This window comes from Pseudohongiella spirulinae (genome assembly GCF_001444425.1).
Lineage (GTDB): Bacteria > Pseudomonadota > Gammaproteobacteria > Pseudomonadales > Pseudohongiellaceae > Pseudohongiella > Pseudohongiella spirulinae.
On record NZ_CP013189.1, the window covers coordinates 2454892 to 2473837 of the forward strand.

Consider the following 18946-nt stretch of genomic DNA (forward strand, 5'->3'; position numbering starts at 1 on the left):
TTTATGCTGAACGCCCTTTGATTCTGATCAATAAAAGAATTTTTCCACTCAGACAAATACCGAGGATGTTATGAAATTAGAACTGCCAGAATTGCCTTATGCAGCCAATGCGCTGGAGCCACACATGTCGGCAGAGACCTTCAGCTTCCACCACGGCAAGCACCACAACGCCTATGTCGTGAAAGGCAACGAACTGCTGGCGGATGCCGGCATTGACGCTGACAACCTGGAAGATCTGGTGCGCGAATCAGCCAAGGTGGGCGGCCCGCTGTTTAACAACGTGGCACAGGTCTTCAACCACAACTTCTTCTGGAAGAGCATGAAGCCAAACGGTGGCGGTGCGCCAACCGGTGCGATCGCCGACAAGATCAATGCCGACTTCGGCAGCTATGACAACTTCAAGAAAGAGTTTGTTAATGGCGGTGTTGGCCAGTTCGGCAGCGGTTGGGTGTGGCTGGTCCTGGACGGTGGCAAGCTGAAGATTGCCAAAACACCGAATGCCGAGTGCCCGCTGACCACCAGCGCCAAGCCGATTCTGGTCTGCGACGTCTGGGAACATGCCTACTACCTGGACTACCAGAACCGTCGTCCGGACTTCCTGACCAGCTTCCTGGATAACTTGGTCAACTGGGATTTTGCCAACGAAAATCTGGCGTAAATCCGTGCCCGGCAGCGTTGTGCTGATTTTGTCTCTGGTTACAGACTGACAAGACTGATCAGCGCCGCTGCCAGCAGGGCAAAAACCACCAGAAAAATGTACACAATTCCCACCGCACAGTACTTCAACAGCGTCATTATCCAGCCCTGTTCATACATTCTGCGTTGCATCAGCAAAAGATAGAGCGGAATCCACCAGATCGCCAGCCAGTAAAGGGTATTAAAACCGCTGTTAAGAATACTACCATCCGCTGTCCAACCCTGTAGTGTAAACAGCAGCAAGGCTATCAGCATGGCCAGAAACAGAAAGCTGTGGCTGTGCAAAGCCACCACAAAATGTTCCATGTAGATCCGTCCAGAGAACAGATAAAAACCCTTCAGCAGCAGGGCAAATACCGGCATCATGAAAAATAACACAATGGGCAGCAGACTCAGCATGGACTCCACCAACTGACGGGGGTCGTCGCTGACCTGCTCAAGATTCTGCACACCCTGTTCCATCCAGGAATTGATCAGCTCATTACCTCTGTCTGGCAGCCAGGACACTTGCACCGGATTGTCAGTCGGACTCCAGGAAACACCGTCAATAACAATACCGCCATCAGCATCTGTGTCCTCGACAGCCTCTGACTGTTCAGGCATACCCGGAGTTGATTCAGCCAGCCCGCTTAGCTCTGACACTCCGGACGACTGCTCCAGCTCCGCGAGCCTTCTATCAGCAGCCTGATTGATGGCAGACCTTGCCGCTTCCAGGGTGCGGACTGTTAAATCATTGGCAGTCGATTGCTCATCGTTCAAAAGATCAGTGATAGTCTGCTCTACTTCAAGTAGCCGTCGATCCCGTTCCGCGATCACCCGTTCTGGCGTATCGAGCTGGACGAACTGCTCAATCCCGGCACTGGTATCCAGTGTCATGATACGGTCCGGGACTGCGAACAACTGGAGAATCAGAAAACTGACAACACTTAACACGAAGAACAGGCGAAATGGCAGTACATACCGGGCACGTTTGCCGACTATGTAATCGCGAGTAATCTTTCCGGGACGAAAATAGAGTGGTACCAGGGTACGCCAGATCCGGTTGTCATACTCAAACACGGTATCCATGATATCCATAAATACCGACCCAAAATGACGAACCTGACTTTTTGCCTTCTGCCCACAGTGGTGGCACCACTGTCCCTGCAACGGAGTACGACAGTTAAGGCAGTGCTCTGGCAGATCGCTGGTGTTGGTACCCATGTGAGTGTATCCGGCTTTATTTTTATTAGTCATCAATCTGACGCTGATACGAAGCCTAATGCAACAATCCGGTGCAAGCAACTGTCAGCCGACCTGCGAGCCTCCGATGTGGCAATCATTAAAGCTATCCGGCAAACGGCCGCTACAGACAGCAGAGATGTGCCATTTACGTTCACCCAACACAGGTCTGCTATGAATCCGTCCACCATCATTGGCATGCTGTCCAGTATCGCGCTGCTGGGCAGTGTGCTGTTCTTTTCAGCCGAGTCCGATGCCAGTTTTCTGAATCTGCCCGGACTTGCCATCGTCATCACCGGCACCATGGCGGCCACGTTCATCAGCTATCCCATGAAGGAAGTGGTGCGAGTATTCAAGCTGGTAGCATTGGTCTTTCAGCGTGAAAACACCTACACCCGTGATGACATCAAGGAAATGGTGCAGGTCTCAAGACTGTGGTTTCAGGGCAATATCAAGGATGTAGACGATGCCCTGGTAAAAATCAAAAACCCGTTTTTGCGTAATGGCATCCAACTGGTCATTGCCAATACAGACGAACAGGAGATCATTGACACCCTGCGCTGGCGTATCGCGCGCGTGAAAGCCCGCGAACGCGCCGAGGCGCATATATTCCGCACCATGTCGACCTATGCAGCCGCCTTTGGCATGATCGGCACCCTGGTCGGCCTGGTAAACATGCTGGCGGTCATGGACTCTGGCAGCCTGGATCTGATTGGTCCACAGATGGCCGTGGCGCTGTTGACGACGTTCTACGGCATTCTGCTGGGCAATGTATTTTTTCAGCCCATAGCAGTAAAGCTGGAAAGACGCACGGAAGAGCGCCTCATCGCGATGAACATGGTGCTAGAGGGTGTTGCCATGATGAGCAAGCGTCGCCCGCCATCATTTATCGAAGATACACTCAAGTCCTTTGCCGCAACTTATGAAGACGAAATCCGCGACAAGGGTATGCCACCGCTGAGGCCTGCTCCCCGTGGAAAATAGCCGCTACTCAGTTACTCAGGTCGGCGACGATGACAGCCCCCCCGAGGCCGATAACTCCTGGATGCTCAGCTATCTGGATGTTCTGACACTCCTGATCGCTTTTTTTGTGCTGCTGCTGGCCATGTCCGAACCTAAAATCGCAGAAGAGGAAATTCTACAGTCCATGGTTTCTGCCACTGGCGGCGCAGACTCAGACGATCCGACTTCAAGTCTGACTCCAAGCGCCGGACCAGATGGAGTGCTTGGCGGGGGCATTGGTGTTCTGCCGGAATACAATGCAGTGATTGCAGGAGATGACGGGGACAGCAGTCCGGACGCCGAGGCCGGCGGCTCTGTAGACGAAGACAACAACGAGAATGAGGAACGCTTTGGCGAGCTGGAAGATAGTCTTAACTCTCTTGCCTTGCAGGGCGTAGATGCCGAAATCGGACGAGAAGGACTGACCCTGCGAATTGCCGACAACCTGTTGTTTGCCAGCGGAGAATCTGAACTGCGCTATGACGGCATGATACTAATCAGCCAACTACGTGAAGTGCTGGAAAGTTTTGAAGGAGAAATTTCGGTTGAGGGGCACACTGACAGCATACCCATCAACACCATTCAATTTCCGTCAAACTGGGAGCTGTCCAGCGCGCGTGCCATTTCAGTGCTACGCTTTCTGGAAGCCGACGGCATAGAAGCAGCACGCATGCGCGCGATCGGATATGCTGACACAAAACCCCTGCAAAGCAATAACAGTGCAGAAGGTCGTGCCGCGAACCGGCGTGTAGAGATTGTGCTGCGGGAGCCGGGTTAGGTCACTCCAAAGTTAAACCGAACAAACCTTTGGTTCAAAAAATAACTCGCGCAACCGATCCGGCAATGTCATTGGATCAAAAGGTTTGGCTATTACGCCCAGCACACCGGCACAGCGGTAAGAATCCATTTCATGCGACTGCACTTTCGCCGTCATAAAAACCACCGGGATATTTGCGACTGAGGGTATCGACTTCAGCAACTGCAGCGTGTCAGGCCCATCCATGCCGGGCATCATGACATCCAGTATAATCAGGTCTGGTTTAACTTCAGGGGCCAATTCAAGACATTGCTCACCTGATGCACAAATTGAGACCTCAAATCCACCGATCATCTCCAGTGAAATTCGTGCCACTTCACGAATGTCCGCTTCGTCCTCGACATACAGAATTTTCCTGAGCTCCGTCACCCGTCACCTCCATTTCATGATGATGTGATGTCTTCCATTAACTGCACCGGAAGCTCCACATAAAAAGTGGCACCCTTGCCTTCAATCGAATCAAAGCCCATAGAACCCGACATCTGTTCAGCAAGCTCTCGGGAGATAGCCAGACCAAGCCCGGCTCCGCCATGGCTTTTCAGGTCACTGCTATCAGCCTGCGCAAACCGACTGAAAATACGCGAGTGAAACGCAGCGGGCACACCCGGGCCATAGTCCTGCACACTGACTCTGATCTTGCCGTCGCGGACAATCTGCTCGACCAGAACCGATGATTGGCGGGGAGAAAATTTGATGGCATTCGATAGCAGATTACTCATTATCTGGGTAAAGCGCCGCTCGTCAACATCGACCAGTGCCTGGTCCCGACGACCAAGGACTATTTCCACATCTGCCTTCAATGCCAATGCGGCGCTGTCACTGACAGCACGTCCAACCAGTTCAGTGATTGACTCTCTACTTATCTGCATAGTCATCCGGCCACTTGCCAGACTCTCAATATCTAACAGATCCTCTATCAAGTGTCCCAGGCGTTTACAATTATTTTGAGCTATATCAAGCAAATTTAATGCATTAGCCTCAAGTCCGCCGGGCTGAGCAGCACTGATCAAACCCAATGATCCACAAATGGCCGTCAAGGGAGTACGCAGTTCATGACTCACGGTTGACACAAACTCATTTTTTAATCGATCAACTTTTTTGCGCTCGCTGATATCCCGGACAGTGCCGATAAATACCGGCTGGTCATTTCGGCTGATTTCAGTGACCATCAAATCAAGTGGGAACACTGTTCCGTTCTGATGGCGTCCCTGAACCTCTCGGCCTTTGCCAATGATCTTTTTATTGCCAGTCACCCGATAATTTTCCAGATAACTATCATGCTCACCGTGATACGGCTCGGGCATTAACATACTTACATTGCGACCCAGAACTGCTTGCTCCGGGTAACCAAATATTCGCTCAGCAGAACGGTTGTATGAGAGCACCGAACCTTTTGCATCGATGGTTATAATGCCGTCAATAATATTATCCAGAATTGTCTGGGTATGAGTCTGTTGGTCTTGTGCGCGCCGCTCAAGCGCGTCCGAGACTGTACCCAGCGCTTTTCCGAGCATTGTAAATTCTTCCAGGTCATGCTTGATCAGCCTCTGCTCGGCGCTGCCGACCAGAGCAAGACGAGCCAGATGTCCTGAAAACCAGGAACTGATTGCTTTGGCCAGGATCATATTCACTATTATCATCACGATCAGCCAGGTCAGCCAGATAGCGAGATCAGATGTCGACGCTACGAAGGGAAAGTTGAGCAGTATGGCTGTGACTGGTATCGTCATGCTGAGCAATAACGAGAAGAAAATTACATCCGGAATACGCAGTCGATTCAGACGCAGACGCAACCGGCTGGGCCGGTGAAAACGCAGCAAGGTGTAAACAATCTCAGCCAGGAACGCATTCAGAACTCCGTTTACCGCATGTTTTAAGGCAACAATGGTTAGCAGTTCAGACGCGAGCAACCCGGTTACGCTCAACAGACCCCAGATAAGTGGCGCACCGAGCATCAGCCAATAAAACATGGCCGCCAACAACAAGGACGAACCGTAGCGACCAATAAAAAAATGGACTATGACTATCTCAAGCGGGTAGATCACAAATCCGAGTGGATGCTGCCAGACTATTACTGTCATGGCCGACGCACAAAGAGCGACCAGAAGCCCTGCGGTGAAACCAAACAGCCGCAAGGCCAGCAGTGAGAAAGTCGATCCCAGCAGATATCTGAGTTCGCCGTCAAACAGCGTCAGGTGGTAATAGTTGCCCGATACCGCTAACAGGATAAGCAGGGCCACCAAAACAATCGACAGTTGACGCCCCGAAATGGTCATTGTTTTTATTTTTCGCTCAATGGAACAGTAAAATAAAAATGACATTTACCGGGTACACTGTCAAAGCCTATTTCACCCTGCATCTGTTCCACCAGCTCCTTACTGATAGCCAGCCCCAATCCGGCACCCCCATGTTCCCGGCGACTGCCTATTTCCGCCTGTGAAAAGCGCTTGAAGATATGGGGCCTGAAGTTGTCAGGAACTCCGGGGCCATGGTCAGTCACACTGATTTTGCAATGACTGTCATGGACTGATGCTGTAACCGTAACCGGTTCATTGTGCGGAGAAAATTTAATTGCATTTGAGATCAGATTATTAATGACCTGATGGAAGCGCAGCTGATCAACACGCACAGCTTGACGCCCCAGTTCATTCCCGGCCAGGTTCAATACCAATTGCACCGCCCGATCCGCCATCGCCGGTTTGTTGTCTGCTACTGCCTGTTCCAGCAATGGGACTATCTGATAATCGGCGAGTTCCAGATTCACCTTTCCTTGCATCAGTCGTTCCGTATCCAACAGATCATCGATCAATAGCGCCAGTCGGCGACCGTTACGTGCTGCCATATCCAGCAACTTATCGACCGGTACACCAGCTGATTGTGACTGCATCAATGACAAAGCACCGTTTAGTGCCGTCAACGGAGTCTTAAGTTCATGGCTGACGTTAGCAATGAATTGATCCTTTACATTCTCCAGGCGCTTTCGGTCGGTAATATCGGACTCGATGGCAATAAATCCTTCCAGCTCCGAGGACTCATTCAGCAAAGGGTTGCAACTGATATGAACCCAATAGGGCCGACCGCTTTTATGATAATTGATCAATTCAACATCGAAGGGCTCGCGATCCTTTACGGCGCGCGCCATCTGATCAGCCACACGCCGGTCACTTTCTTCGCCCTGCAGAATTCGCCCCGGTGACAGGCCCTTTATTTCTTCCAGGGTATAGCCGGCAAGGCGACTGAAGCCCTCATTGATCCATCGTACACGACCGTCAATGTCAGTAATGACTACTCCGTTGGTAGTCTGGCTGGCCACCTGTGACAGACGTAATATTTCCGACTGAATCTCGCGCTTCTGCTCACGGACCGCCGACGCCTGAACCAACTGAGCCAATGTAAACAACAGGGGCTGCAGAAACTGCACAGTATCTCGATCAAATGATCCTCGCCGGTTTCCCAGAACCAGCATAGTTACCGGTTTACCACCCAACATGACGGGGATGCCCAGATAGTTCCGGAGCTGCGGAAAGCCCCGCTCTCTCCAGAACGGACAGGGATCCTCTGCCACCTGATTAACAATCATCGCCTGTCTGGAGACCAATGTTTGATAGAACAGCCTGTTCAGGTTCGGGATGGCCTGCCCATCAGGAAAAAAAACCTGACCCTCTGAGCTGACGACGCGAACCGACAAAGCCATTGATTCGCGCCCATCACTGGCAGTGACATCACAAATCATGCCAAAATCGGCATCGATCAGCTGCAGAATGTCCTTAATCAAAGTGCCGAATGTCTTATTAAAATCGGCATAACGAATCTGTTGGGCCTGAATTCTGTTGATCACGGCACTAAGCCGATCCTGATCAAAGAGTCGATGGCGTAGTTCCCGCTCGCGAAGCAGCGCTATCTCATCAACAACACAGGCTGCCAGATCCTTGAGCGCGGTTATATCCTCAGCGGTGAATCGCCTTGGGGAGGTGCTGACAATGCTAAGCGTGCCAATGCTGTATTGGCCTTCCAGTACCAAGGGTGCGCCAGCATAAAACCTCAACCCGGGCGCACCCTTGACAGCCGCCATGTCAGCAAACCTGGTGTCTTTGCACAAATCTTCACAAATCAGCATCTGTTTATCGAGTATGGCATGAGCACAAATCGACTCAGAGCGTGGCAACTCCACAACCCCATCAATATCACCCGATTTAAACCACTGGCGATCTTGATCAACAAGCGACACAAATGCATACGGGACGCAAAAAAGTTGACGTGCCAGCCGGGTCAATCGATCAAAGCGTTCCTCAGGCTCGCTATCCAGCAAACACGTAGCATGCAGGGCGCGAAGCCGTTCTGTCTCATTACCCGGAAGAGGCGCCTGCATGGATTCAGGGCTCCGCAAAGCGCTGACGTATGGCCAGAATCTGACCTATATTGGCAAGGAAAAGCTCCACGAGATCTGGATCAAAGTGCAGCCCTTTGCTTTCCTGAATGTAGTCCAGAGCCCGCTCAATGTCCCAGGCTTTTTTATACGGTCGCTCCGAGGTCAAGGCATCGAACACGTCTGAAATCGCCACAATGCGACCTGCCACCGGAATCTGATCAGCCTTTAAAGCACGCGGATACCCTGATCCGTCCCATTTTTCATGGTGGGTCCAGGCAATTTCTCGTGCCATGACCATCAGATCCGAATCATCCCCATCCAGCAGCTTCGCGCCAATTTCAGCGTGGGTTTTCATTATTTCCCACTCGTCCGGTATCAGGCGGCCAGGCTTGAGCAAGATATAATCGGGAATACCAATTTTGCCAATATCGTGCATGGGGCTGGCGTGCAGCAATAGCTCACACTGGTCCGCTGACCAGCCGAGTTTTTCAGCCAGAAAGGCCGAGGTATGGGACATGCGAAGGATATGGTTGCCCGTTTCTTCATCTCTGTATTCGGCGGCCCGACCCAGTCGCTGTACCACCTGAAGCCGGGTTTCCCGCAGCTCCCGGGTCCGGTTGGCAACCATTTCCTCCAGCGTTTTTTTCTGATTCACCAACAGCTTGTGTGCCAGATGTACTTCCAACAGGTTCTGCACGCGCATGATGAGTTCTGAGGGATCAAATGGTTTGCTGATATAGTCCCGGGCACCGCGGGACAGCGACTCCAGGATAAAATCCCGCCCGTGCTGCGCCGTCAACATGACCACTGGGGGTAACACAGACTCGTTTAATGCCTTGAGCTGATCCAGCACCTGAAAGCCATTGAGGTGCGGCATATTCAGGTCAAGCAAAATCAAGTCTGGCCGCTCCTGCTGAAAAATCTGTGACACCTGGCGAGAATCATCCAGTGGGATGACATTGTTGTAACCGTGATGTGCCAACAACCGCACAATCAGCTTGAGGTTACTCTGCTCATCATCTACTACCAGTATTTTCTGTGATCGCGTCATTCTTTGCATAACAACATTTTTCCGTACATAAAGCTCACCATGAATGGCGCTGCAATATCGCCAGTACTTCGCTGACCTGAATGGGTTTTGTCAGGTAGTCTGCAAAGCCGGCCGCCATTCCGCGCTCCATATCTTTTTTCATGGCATTAGCGGTGATAGCAATCACCGGTGTCGCCTTCAGCGCATCAATGTTGCGCAATTTTCTAAGCACAGCGTACCCGTCCATATCAGGCAGGTTTATATCAAGAAATATCAAATCCGGCTTTCTGGATTGTGCAAGATCAATCCCCAACTGAGGCGACATCGCGCTCACAAACTCGAAATCAGGTCTCTTGGAGACGATGTTTGCCATCAGGCGGATATTGGATGGATTATCCTCAATATACAGCACAGGTCTACGCTCAGTGCTGATCGTCAGATCAGGCGCATCCAGACACGGTTCGATCTGATCGCTGAGATCAGTCGAAGAAATACTATCCGCCGCATCCAGCACGATCCAGAAGCAGGAACCTTCGCCTTTAGTGCTGGACACATGAATCTCTCCGCCCATCATCTCAATCAGTTGTTTGCTGATAGCAAGGCCGATTCCGGTTCCCTCGACCGCACTGCTCTCCTTTCCCAACCGATTGAATGGCTCAAAGATATGCGAAATCTGATCATCCTCGATACCCGTTCCCGTATCCGTTATAGAGAGTTTGATCCTTCCTTTTTCCAGTCGGCAGATATCGACAGAAATACGTCCGCTTTCGCGATTATATTTAACGGCATTCGACAAGAGGTTCAGCAGAATCTGTCGCAAACGGGTATGGTCAGCGACAACAGCCAGTGATGACTCCGTAACCACTCTTATTCCGATATTGCGTTCATCGGCAAGCGGCGAAATCTGACGTACGCAGTCATTAAGCAACTGATTAATTTCGATGGGCTCCTGTGAAATTGTCAGTCGTCCGGATTCGATTTTTGCCAGGTCCAATACCTCGTTTATCAGCTCCAGCAAGTGGTTACCGGACTTGAGTATTTCACTGACGCTATCCTTGGCTTCTTCAGACAGATCTTCATCGTAGCGAAGCAATTGAGCGAAGCCCAGAATGACATTCATGGGTGTTCTGAGTTCGTGACTCATACTGGACAAGAATTCCGATTTAGCAAGATTGGCCCGATCAGCTTCCAGCCGTGCTGCCTGCAAATCCATTTCCGCCCGTTTTCGATCATCGATATCCTGCACAACACCAATCATCTGGTCGGGCACACCATCCGCGTCATAGACTACCGAACCGCGCTCCAGCAACCACCTGACCGTGCCATCTGGCCACACCACGCGGTGCTCAATTTCATAGGGCTGTTTATCATTCAGACTGGCATTGATTGCGTCACCCACAGCCTGACGATCTTCGGGATGCACGGCAGCCATAAAATTATCGTAGGAGGTTTCCACCTCGCCTTCTTCGTAGCCAAACAAGGGGGCGATGCGCTCTGTCCAGTACAGCTGGTTGGTTTTTATATTCCAGTCCCAGGTTCCAATGTTTGCAAACACTTGACCAATTCTGAGCATTTCTTTGTGAGACTCTGCACGGAGCTCGGCTTCGCAGCGCTTTAAGGCGCTGCTGATTAATTCTGCAACTACCTGTAGCAGTTTCAGATCCTGCTCACGCCAGGCGTGAGGCTCGTTCAATGTTGCGAAACCCAGCAAGCCACTGACTTTTGCGTCTCTTACAATCGGTAACGCAATCACCGAACTTATCCCCAGGGACCTGAAAAAAGCCTTCTCTGCTGTGGCATCAGATGGCAGCGCGTTAATGTCTGGCAGATAAATTAAGGAGTCAGTCTGCACAGCATCCCACCACCAGGGCAGATCGGCAACCGGCACATTTTTAACCCGTGCTTTCTGAGAGCATAAACCGTGTCTGAACCACTCGTGTGTGTGCGTGACAGTGCCATTATCTGCAGCGTACTGAAACAGATTAGCCCGCTCGGCACCCAACAGTTGTCCTGCCAACGCCAGTGATTGCTCAACTGCATCATCCATCGCACTGGCCGGCGCATCCATCAATGTCGCGCCGACTTCAGCAATCAACTGCCTGAGGTCTGACTGGCGCTTCTGTTCCAGCTCTCTGGATTTGATCTCTGTTATGTCTGTTCGAATCGATACGTATTGGTAGGGTTTACCATCAGAATCCAGAAACGGCGTAATGGTTGATGAGACCCAATACAGTGAGCCGTCTTTTTTCCGGTTACAGATTTCTCCCTGCCAGACTTCTCCCTGCTTTATGGTCGACCACATGTCGCCGTAAAATTCCGCATCATGCAGGCCCGATTTAACCACTCGATGATTTAATCCCAACAGCTCATGACGCTGATAACCGGCAATCTCACAAAACTTGTCATTGACGTAAATAATGTCACCGCGGCCATCGGCAATGCTGACAATAGCATGCTGATTCAATGCAACATGCTCTCTTTCACGCTCATACAATGTGGTTTCAAGTTTGGTCCGAATCGCTGACGCCTGTCGCGCCCGCCGGGCCCGGGCACTGACAGCAGCAATCAGATGCTCCGGTAATACCGGTTTGACCATAAAGTCATCACCACCCAGATTCAGCGCCATCAATTGCTGACTCAGATCCGATTCAGCCGACAGGAAGATAATCGGCATATGCAGATAGGCAAAACGCTCTCTGAGCACCGCAGCCAGCTCAGGACCCGATACATCAGGCATGTAAACATCAATAATAGCCACGTCGGGATCAAAGCCGTTCAGCGCTTCAAGTATGTTCAGTGGATCACCAACACACAGGACGTTCATACCGGCGGCTGTGAGTGCGCTGGCATGAGCCTTCATCAACAAGGCATCATCATCCACCAGCAGAACCCGATAAGGCTCCACGGGCCTCCGACCAGTCAGTGTATCAAGAAGATCAACCAGCATGCCTGTATCTGCCGGTTTGGAGAGGTAGCGACTGGCGCCGGCCCGGAAGGCACGCAAGCGAGCCATCATGTCATCGCGTACTGACAGCACAACTACGGGTATGTTGAACTCAGAAAAAGATTCGCTGTACTTGCCAAGCAGCTCCAGTCCGCCGCTGTCATCGTCCGGAAACATAATATCCATTACAACTGCCAACGGCATGCTGTCAGATGTCTGTTCCATGCGCTGACTGAATGATTCCTGTGTCAGGAAAAGCTCAGTCTGATAACCGGCGTCACTCAAGGCCAGTTGTATCTTTTCTGCCTGCTGCAGGTCATCTTCAACGATAAAAACGGGCTGGTTTTTACGTCTGGAGAAGGCAGCATCTGATACCGGGCGCTCAGCCGCAGCCAATGGCAGTACCTGGCGAATAATCTTTTCGAGCTCCGCAATGGCCCCGACAAGTTGCGCGGAAAATCCGGACGAAGCAATCTGCTTGTCTTTCCTGGCCCGTGACATAAAACGGTCAACTTCGACGGCCGACTCTGAGAGTTCAAACAATCCAAAGGTGCCAGCAGCACCGGCCAGCCGATGGATCTCAAGATACAAGGTGTCGAAATGTTGTTGGCGCGCTGATTGCGGATCAGCCTCGTGCAAGCGGATAGCCAACTGAGAAAAGATATCAATGCGGTCTTCCAGATCTTTAATAAAGGTCTGTCGCAACGATGACAGTGCTCGCTGCACTTCGTGATAAGTATCAGAATTCACAATTAACGGCCTGTTAGAAATTGTCAGCGCATGTACAGCATCACCCAATTATCCTTACTGTATCGGCCAAGTTCTATCAGGATTTATTCAATTATTTGCGACAATATTCCGACATATCCTCCAGCGCCTGATTGGCTTCTGGCAACACCGGGACAAACAGCGGCCAGACATGTGGCTGTCCACGCCAGATCTGCAGCTCAGTCTCTACCCCTGCTGTTGCGGCCGCTTCCGCAACGCGGATACCGTCGTCACGTAACACCTCATTGTCGCTGACATAAATACGTAACGGCGGAAACCCGCTCATATCAGCATAAAGCGGCGATGCCAGCGGATCAGCCCCATCAGCACCATTCAGGTAGGTCGCTGCCGCCCGGCGAATGGCGTCACCGGTGAACATGGCACAACTGGCTGAATTGGCATCCAGTGAGGCACCTGTACCCAGAAGATCAGCATAAGGGGACAACAGTGCTGCCCTGGCAGGCATGGGCATATCGGCCTGTTTGATCTGATGCAGCAATGACATTACCAGACCGGCACCGGCCGAATCACCTGCCAATATAATCTGATCGGGTTGATAAGATTCGAGCAGGTAGTGCCAGGCTGCCATGGCATCCTGAGGCGCGGCAGGAAAGGGATGTTCGGGCGCCAGACGGTAATCCAGAGAGAACAGCGCCAGCCCGCTGGCTTGCGCCAGACGTGTAGTAAATGCGCGGTAAGCGGTGGGGGAACCAAACAGATAACCACCGCCATGGCAGTAAAGAATGCATCGACCTGCCGCCGCACCCTCTGGAATCTGCCATTCCCCTTTCAGGCCACTCTGGTCGACCACCTGTATACTGACGCTGTCAGCAGGTGCCACTTTGCCCATATCACGCTCGACAACTTTTCGAAATCGAATCGGGTCAAAGTCATCAGCCAGCAGTTTGGGTTTGAATTTGCGCTTCAGTACCCAGCTGGTAAAACGGCTGCGAAGTGTCAGGCGATTAACTTTTGAGCGCTTTAGCATGGCATTTCCCCTTATTATTTTCCTGGCATGACGAATCATGTGCGGCGGGGTTAATGCTTGCTCAGCGGTTGGCGCCTGTCAAATCATTTGCTGAATCTGAGCAACAGTCTCGCTCAGAGTATCACCACTGTCGCAACGCACCGTCAGATGCCCCACCTTGCGACCTTCTTTAAAAGCTTTATTGTAATGATGCAAATGACAGCCCTCTACAGAGAGCAGGGGTTTTGCATCCGGCACCTCGCCTATGAAGTTAATCATGGCACTTTCACCCACTTTCGCGGTGGAGCCCAGGGGCAAACCGGCGATCGCACGCAGATGGTTTTCGAACTGGCTGCACTCGGCACCCTCTATCGTCCAGTGGCCGCTGTTGTGCACACGAGGTGCTATTTCGTTGGCCTTTAATTGCCCGTCTACTTCAAAAAATTCGAATGCCAATACACCAACATAGTCCAGGTGCTCAAGGATGCGATTTACATAATCCTCTGCCAGCGTCTGCAGTGCATGCCTGTCACTGGCACGCGACACACGCAGGATACCGTCCGCATGCGTATTGTGTACCAACGGATAGGCGCGGGTTTCCCCATCCCTGCCGCGTACTGCAATCAAAGATACTTCACCACTGAAATGGACAAAAGACTCCAGAATACAGGGTACGGCGCCAAGAGACGCGAATGCCCCGTGCAAATCTGATGCTTCGCGCAGAACTTTCTGACCTTTGCCATCGTATCCCAGCGTACGGGTTTTAAGCACTGCCGGCAAACCGATGTGGGCGACAGCCTGCTCCAGATCTGACTGACTGTTCACCTCGGCAAATGGTGCTACTGGAATACCCAGATTTTTGAATAAGGTTTTTTCCATCAGCCGGTCGCGGGCGACACGCAATGCCTCAGCACCCGGATAGACCGGCACCAGTTGCGATAAAAAAGCAACCGTTTCGGCGGGCACGTTTTCGAACTCAAACGTCACCAGGTCGACCTGCTGAGCCAGCAGTTGCAGGTGATCGTAGTCGCTGTAATCCGCACAGATATGAGAGCCAAGAGCAGCCGCACAGGCGTCAGAGGCTGGATCCAGGAAGACAAACTGCATGCCCAGCGGCGTGCCGGCCAACGCCAGCATGCGCCCGAGTTGACCACCACCAATCACGCCAATTTTCATAATCTGCTCAGTCCTGACGCGGGTCAGGGTTATCCAGTACCTTGCTGGTCTGGGTTTCGCGGAAGTTTTTCACGGCGCATTGAATATCGGGGTATTTATTACCCAGAATGCTACCGGCCAGCAAAGCGGCATTCACTGCGCCAGCTCGCCCTATAGCCAGCGTAGCAACGGCAATTCCTGCTGGCATCTGCACTATGGATAACAATGAATCAACACCTGAGAGCATGGCTGACTGTACGGGAACACCCAGCACAGGTAAATGCGTCTTGGCAGCGCACATACCTGGCAGATGAGCGGCACCACCGGCACCGGCAATAATGACTTCGATACCACGTTCCGCAGCCTGTTCCGAATAACTGAACAGTAGATCCGGCGTCCGGTGCGCAGAGACCACCTTTACTTCATGAGGAATACCCAGCTGCTCCAGCATCTCGGCCGTATGGCTCATTGTGGACCAGTCTGACTTTGATCCCATAATGACGCCCACCAGAGGGTGTGTCGGTGTGGTCATTGGCGTTTCCTCGCAGAAAGAAAAAGCGCGTAGTATATATCAGAACTTGTCTGACCGCAGCACTTCCACATCGGACAGGAAGCAGATCATGGCAAAGTCAGCATAATAATGCGCCTGCACATGACCCATGATTTTTTCTGCCACACGGCGGCTGCAGACAACTTCAATCCTGATGTTACCGTTGTTATCCCAGTCCGAGCTTCGCACACCCCGGCTGCCACGCCCCCGTGCCTCAGAAATGGTCCACCCCGGGGCACCAAGCAGCTCAAGATCTTTTAACAGTTTCGATTCCAGAATCGCCTCACAGACTATCGTGATCAGCGTTCGCCGGGTCGCAGTAGTTTGAGTCTCGTTCATGATCATGCTCCGGGCAGCAGCCATTGAGCTGCCTGCAGATAAATGGGTATGCCAATCAGGATATTAAACGGAAACGTTATTCCAAGTGACGCAGCCAGCGACAGTGAAGGATTCGCCTCAGGCAGAGCAAGTCGCATTGCAGCAGGTACGGCAATATAGGAGGCACTGGCACCAAGCGTTGCCAACATGGCTGCACCACCGACCGACAAGCCAATAAGAGCGCCGATTGTCAGGCCAACAGCGGCACCCAACCACGGCATCAAAAGCGCAAAGCTCACCAGTTTCAGACCAACTTTTCGCAGCGCACCCGATTGTCGCGACGCGATTAACCCCATTTCAAGCAGAAACAGGGCAAGCACAAGTGGAAACATGCTTGTATACAGCGGCTCCAGCGGACCTACGGCCTCCTTGCCCGCCAATACACCAATCAGAAGACCACCCAATAGCAGCATTATGCTTTTCCCAAGCAGGATCTCCCGACTCAGTTCGCGCCACTGGGTGTTTTTAGATAAGCCTCGTGCCAGCACAATACCAACCACGATCGCCGGAATTTCCAGAATTGCGACAAAAAGCGGCATGTAGCTTTCGAAGAAAATATCTTCACTAAGCATATAGGCAACTACAACCGCAAAGGTACCGGCGCTGACCGAGCCATAGTGCGCAGCAATGCTGGCCGAGTCGACCCGCCCAAAGCGCAGCAGCCGCAACAGAGGAAAAGCAATCAACGGCAACATGACGCCCATTAACAACACAGCGGCCATCTGCCATAACAGCGCCATGCTAGCCTGCTCTGCCAATTCCACTCCACCATGCAGGCCGATCGCAAGCAGCAGCAGAATCGATAGCGTTTCGTATAGCGCCGGTGGCAACTTAAGCTCGCTACGCAGCAAGCCGGCGATCAGACCAAAAACAAAAAACAGAACGACCGGATCCCAACCCATAAAATCGCACCCTCAATTTATTGTGCGAGTATATCAGACACCTGAAAGCAAAAAGACCGACACATCGAAGACGTATCGGCCTTTTTTATATGGCACCGTGAACTGGCGACTTACATCATGCCGCCCATGCCACCCATACCGCCCATGCCACCCATATCAGGTGCCGCTGGCTTCTCTTCAGGTATCTCGGTGATCATACACTCAGTGGTGATCATCAGACCGGCTACAGAGCCGGCAGCCTGCAGCGCGCTGCGGGTTACCTTGGCCGGGTCGATGATACCGGCTTCCACCATGTCCACATACTCACCAGTTGCCGCATTGTAACCCCGGTTTCCGGACTCGGCCTTGACCTTGTCCAGCACCACTGAGGGCTCATCACCGGCGTTGCGAACAATCTGACGCAGCGGAGCAGTCACAGCGCGCATCAGCAGAGCAATACCGACGTTCTGATCTTCGTTGTCGCCCTTCAGCTTGCCGTCAACGGCCTGCAGCGCACGTACCAGGGCAACACCACCGCCAGGTACCACACCTTCTTCAACCGCCGCGCGGGTTGAGTGCAGCGCGTCTTCCACGCGAGCCTTCTTCTCTTTCATCTCCATCTCGGTGCCGGCGCCGACCTTGATCACTGCCACACCGCCCGCCAGCTTGGCGACACGCTCTTGCAGTTTTTCTTTGTCATAGTCGGATGTAGTGTCTTCGATCTGCTTGCGGATCTGACCGACACGTGCTTCGATGGCCTTGGAATCACCCGCACCATCAACGATGGTGGTGTTTTCCTTGGACAGAGTCACGTTTTTGGCGCTACCCAGATGAGAGACATCGGCCTGCTCCAGGCTCAGGCCCACTTCTTCACTGATCACCGTACCACCGGTCAGGATGGCGATATCTTCCAGCATGGCCTTGCGGCGGTCGCCGAACCCAGGTGCCTTGGCAGCCGCTACTTTTACAATACCGCGCATGTTGTTGACGATCAGCGTAGCAAGTGCTTCGCCTTCTACGTCCTCCGCAATAACCAACAGCGGTCTGCCGGACTTTGCAACGCCTTCCAGCAGTGGCAGCATTTCGCGGATATTGGAAATTTTCTTGTCGACGAGCAGGATGTACGGGTTTTCCAGCTCAGCACTCATGTTGTCCTGATTGTTGATGAAGTAAGGAGACAGGTAGCCGCGGTCAAACTGCATACCCTCAACCACGTCCAGCTCGTTGTCGAATCCGGAACCTTCTTCAACAGTGATTACGCCTTCTTTGCCGACTTTTTCCATTGCGTCGGCAATGATCTGGCCAACGTCTGAATCGGAGTTGGCGGAGATGGTGCCAACCTGGGCGATACTACGTGAATCAGCGCAGGGTGTGGAAATTTTGCCGATTTCTTCAACCAGTGCCTTAACGGCTTTGTCGATACCGCGCTTCAGATCCATCGGGTTCATGCCGGCCGCAACAGACTTCAGGCCTTCGTTGAGGATGGCCTGCGCCAGCACGGTGGCTGTTGTGGTGCCGTCACCAGCGACATCAGAAGTCTGGGAAGCCACTTCCTTGACCATCTGGGCGCCCATGTTCTCGAACTTGTCTTTCAGTTCAATTTCTTTAGCAACAGAAACACCGTCTTTGGTCACTGTCGGCGCGCCGAATGACTTATCCAGCACCACATTGCGGCCCTTGGGACCCAGCGTGACTTTTACGGCATCTGCCAGTACGTTAACGCCGGTCAGCAGTTTCTGACGGGCGGAATCACCGAATTTTACGTCTTTAGCCATTTTACTAGTTTCCTTTCAAGCTGAATTTGAGAAAGTGGTGTTCGAAAAGCGGTTACATCAGCCTTCGATCACACCGTAAATTTCGTTTTCGCTCAGGATCAGCAGCTCTTCGTCGCCAATCTTCACGGTGTTGCTGGCATATTTGCCGAACACCACAGTGTCACCCACTTTGACATCGACCGGACGCTTGTCACCGTTATCCAGAATGCGACCCGGGCCCACAGCAATGACTTCACCCTGTGCCGGTTTTTCAGCGGCTGAACCCGGCAGCACGATGCCACCTGCTGTTTTGGTCTCTTCTTCCTTGCGGCGCACGACAACTCGGTCTTGCAAAGGTCGAATTTTCATTATTCGTACTCTCCTGACTGAAACATTGATTATCGATGATTAATA

The 18946-nt window shown here is 52.2% G+C and carries 16 protein-coding genes; 3 read left to right on the top strand and 13 right to left on the bottom strand.

Annotated features, from left to right (window positions below; genetic code table 11):
• Positions 1–70: 70 nt before the first annotated feature.
• Positions 71–658: a superoxide dismutase gene (locus PS2015_RS11280; protein ID WP_058022334.1), complete on the top strand. Its 588-nt coding sequence runs from the start codon at positions 71–73 to the stop codon at positions 656–658.
• 38 nt (positions 659–696) lie between these two features.
• Here PS2015_RS11280 and PS2015_RS11285 read toward each other — a convergent pair whose 3' ends face one another.
• The gene (locus PS2015_RS11285) at positions 697–1932 is read right to left on the bottom strand and encodes a DUF3667 domain-containing protein (RefSeq protein WP_082628105.1); all 1236 of its coding nucleotides are present in this window, start codon (positions 1930–1932) and stop codon (positions 697–699) included.
• Between the two features lie 159 nt (positions 1933–2091).
• Between PS2015_RS11285 and PS2015_RS11290 the strand changes: the two genes are divergently transcribed.
• Positions 2092–2901 carry a motility protein A gene (locus tag PS2015_RS11290; RefSeq protein ID WP_058023306.1) on the top strand — a complete coding sequence of 270 codons (810 nt, stop codon included), beginning with the start codon at positions 2092–2094 and terminating at the stop codon, positions 2899–2901.
• Complete coding sequence (locus tag PS2015_RS11295; protein WP_058022336.1) at positions 2891–3697, top strand: OmpA/MotB family protein; 807 nt, start codon at positions 2891–2893, stop codon at positions 3695–3697. The genes PS2015_RS11290 and PS2015_RS11295 overlap by 11 nt, the downstream gene beginning before the upstream one ends.
• A gap of 12 nt (positions 3698–3709) precedes the next feature.
• On the opposite strand, the gene PS2015_RS11300 is transcribed toward PS2015_RS11295, so the two are convergent.
• The 12 genes from PS2015_RS11300 to PS2015_RS11355 all read right to left on the bottom strand — a co-directional run bounded on the left by PS2015_RS11300 (position 3710) and on the right by PS2015_RS11355 (position 18901).
• Complete coding sequence (locus PS2015_RS11300) at positions 3710–4105, bottom strand: response regulator (protein WP_058022337.1); 396 nt, start codon at positions 4103–4105, stop codon at positions 3710–3712.
• Positions 4106–4119: 14 nt separating this feature from the next.
• A complete protein-coding gene (locus tag PS2015_RS11305) occupies positions 4120–6012 on the bottom strand; it encodes a sensor histidine kinase (protein WP_058022338.1) in 1893 nt (630 codons plus the stop codon).
• 5 nt (positions 6013–6017) lie between these two features.
• The gene (locus PS2015_RS11310) at positions 6018–8105 is read right to left on the bottom strand and encodes an ATP-binding protein (protein WP_058022339.1); all 2088 of its coding nucleotides are present in this window, start codon (positions 8103–8105) and stop codon (positions 6018–6020) included.
• 4 nt (positions 8106–8109) lie between these two features.
• Positions 8110–9165: an HD domain-containing phosphohydrolase gene (locus PS2015_RS11315; protein ID WP_335338236.1), complete on the bottom strand. Its 1056-nt coding sequence runs from the start codon at positions 9163–9165 to the stop codon at positions 8110–8112.
• Positions 9166–9190: 25 nt separating this feature from the next.
• Positions 9191–12829, bottom strand: a complete 3639-nt coding sequence (locus tag PS2015_RS11320) for a response regulator (RefSeq protein WP_058022341.1) — start codon at positions 12827–12829, stop codon at positions 9191–9193.
• 91 nt (positions 12830–12920) lie between these two features.
• Positions 12921–13835: an alpha/beta hydrolase gene (locus PS2015_RS11325; RefSeq protein ID WP_058022342.1), complete on the bottom strand. Its 915-nt coding sequence runs from the start codon at positions 13833–13835 to the stop codon at positions 12921–12923.
• 78 nt (positions 13836–13913) lie between these two features.
• Positions 13914–14990 carry a 5-(carboxyamino)imidazole ribonucleotide synthase gene (locus tag PS2015_RS11330; protein WP_058022343.1) on the bottom strand — a complete coding sequence of 359 codons (1077 nt, stop codon included), beginning with the start codon at positions 14988–14990 and terminating at the stop codon, positions 13914–13916.
• 7 nt (positions 14991–14997) lie between these two features.
• Positions 14998–15501 (bottom strand): 5-(carboxyamino)imidazole ribonucleotide mutase, encoded by a 504-nt coding sequence (gene purE, locus PS2015_RS11335; protein ID WP_058022344.1) that lies wholly within the window; start codon positions 15499–15501, stop codon positions 14998–15000.
• 39 nt (positions 15502–15540) lie between these two features.
• Positions 15541–15858, bottom strand: a complete 318-nt coding sequence (locus tag PS2015_RS11340) for a P-II family nitrogen regulator (protein ID WP_058022345.1) — start codon at positions 15856–15858, stop codon at positions 15541–15543.
• Between the two features lie 2 nt (positions 15859–15860).
• Positions 15861–16799 carry a sodium-dependent bicarbonate transport family permease gene (locus PS2015_RS11345; RefSeq protein ID WP_058022346.1) on the bottom strand — a complete coding sequence of 313 codons (939 nt, stop codon included), beginning with the start codon at positions 16797–16799 and terminating at the stop codon, positions 15861–15863.
• 110 nt (positions 16800–16909) lie between these two features.
• A complete protein-coding gene (groL, locus tag PS2015_RS11350) occupies positions 16910–18553 on the bottom strand; it encodes a chaperonin GroEL (RefSeq protein WP_058022347.1) in 1644 nt (547 codons plus the stop codon).
• A gap of 57 nt (positions 18554–18610) precedes the next feature.
• Positions 18611–18901 (bottom strand): co-chaperone GroES, encoded by a 291-nt coding sequence (locus tag PS2015_RS11355; protein WP_058022348.1) that lies wholly within the window; start codon positions 18899–18901, stop codon positions 18611–18613.
• Positions 18902–18946: the final 45 nt, after the last annotated feature.